We start from the raw sequence: 1,308 nt of genomic DNA, 5'->3' as shown, positions 1-1,308 counted from the left end.
CCCTGAGGGTTCCCCACATCTTTCCTTGCGTAATCAACCGCTTGAGGTGTAGCTTGCGGTGAAAACAGCGCGTGCACGACGAGTTTTTTCCTCGTTTCCGACAAGAAGCGAGGCTCGCCATGCACGCCACGAGAGTATTGCAGAAGCTGCTGGCCCCGGCACTGGGGTCGCTGGATCGGCGCAATGCCGCCAACTTGCTCAGGGCCGTCGATGCCTGCCTCCGAGGGCGGCGGCTGGTCATGATGGAACTGGCTCGGCATTGGGGCAATGCAGCTAAGGTCTGGCCGCCGTTGAAGCGCCTGGACCGTTTGCTATCTAACCCATCGGTTCAGGCTCAGCGGTGCCGGTTTTATGGTGCGGTGGCTTTGTTGGCAGTACGAACTCCCGAGCCGGTTATTGTCGTTGATTGGAGCGAGCTCAAGGCCGACGGTCGATGGCATTTGCTGCGGGCCGGATTGGTGGTTCGCGGCCGTACGCTGACGGTCTACGAAGAGGTGCATCCTCAGCGGCGGCTGAACTCCCCGGTGGTCCATCGGCACTTTCTGGCTGCGCTGAAGAAGCTGCTGCCAAGATCGGTGACGCCGATCATCGTGACCGATGCTGGCTTCAGGGTGCCGTGGTTTCGTGAGGTCGAGGCCTTGGGCTGGCATTGGCTGGGCCGCGTACGCGGCAGAGTCTCCTTATGCTTGGCAACAAAAGCGTTTGCACCGTTTCTGCCTGTAGCTGACTGGTATCGTCACGCCACCCCGAAGGCCACGGCTTTAGGCGCGATCCGGGTGACCGCAAACCATCAACTGGCCGCTTACGGCACGCTGATCCGGCAGCCGCCCAAAGGGCGTCATCAGGTGCTCAACCGCTCGGGATGCCGAGCCGATAGCGGACAGGCGCGGAAAATGGCCCGCGCCGGTGGTGAACCGTGGCTGTTGGTGTACAGCCCGTCATTGGCGGCCCGCTCAGCCCGTCAGATCGTCACGCTTTACCGGCACCGGATGCAGATTGAATCGTCATTCAGAGACCTCAAATCCCACCGCTTTGGTGCAGGGTTCGAGGACACCCAGACGCGCAGTGCCGAACGGCTACAGATGCTACTGCTGATTCACCTGCTGGCGACGCTGGTGGCTTGGCTGGCTGCCGTGGCCACGACCCACACCCACGAGTTGAGGTTCCGAGTCTCAATGCTCCGCCGAGGCTGGGAGCATCTACGAAAATCGAGTGCCCGGATACCCGCACCCGACCAAGCCCTCAGGCGACTCTGTTCGCTTGCAAGCCAAGCAGTTGCAACGCCATGAGATGTGGGGAATCCTCAGG

Annotated in this window: 1 protein-coding gene; it reads left to right on the top strand. The window is 61.5% G+C overall.

The features are described from left to right. Positions 1 to 119 precede the first annotated feature (119 nt). Positions 120 to 1,289 (top strand): IS4 family transposase, encoded by a 1,170-nt coding sequence (locus tag DEH80_RS17015; protein ID WP_109721721.1) that lies wholly within the window; start codon positions 120 to 122, stop codon positions 1,287 to 1,289. The last annotated feature ends 19 nt before the right edge of the window (positions 1,290 to 1,308 follow it).

This window comes from Abyssibacter profundi, assembly GCF_003151135.1.
In the GTDB taxonomy this organism is placed as follows: Bacteria; Pseudomonadota; Gammaproteobacteria; order Nevskiales; family OUC007; genus Abyssibacter; species Abyssibacter profundi.
The sequence above is the reverse complement of the archived record's forward strand: the minus strand, read 5'-3'. Positions and strand labels throughout refer to the sequence as shown.

Bases quoted from the DNA above. Each gene is read 5' to 3' on its own strand.
- DEH80_RS17015 (WP_109721721.1), top strand. From the start codon at position 120: ATGCACGCCACGAGAGTATTGCAGAAGCTGCTGGCCCCGGCACTGGGG.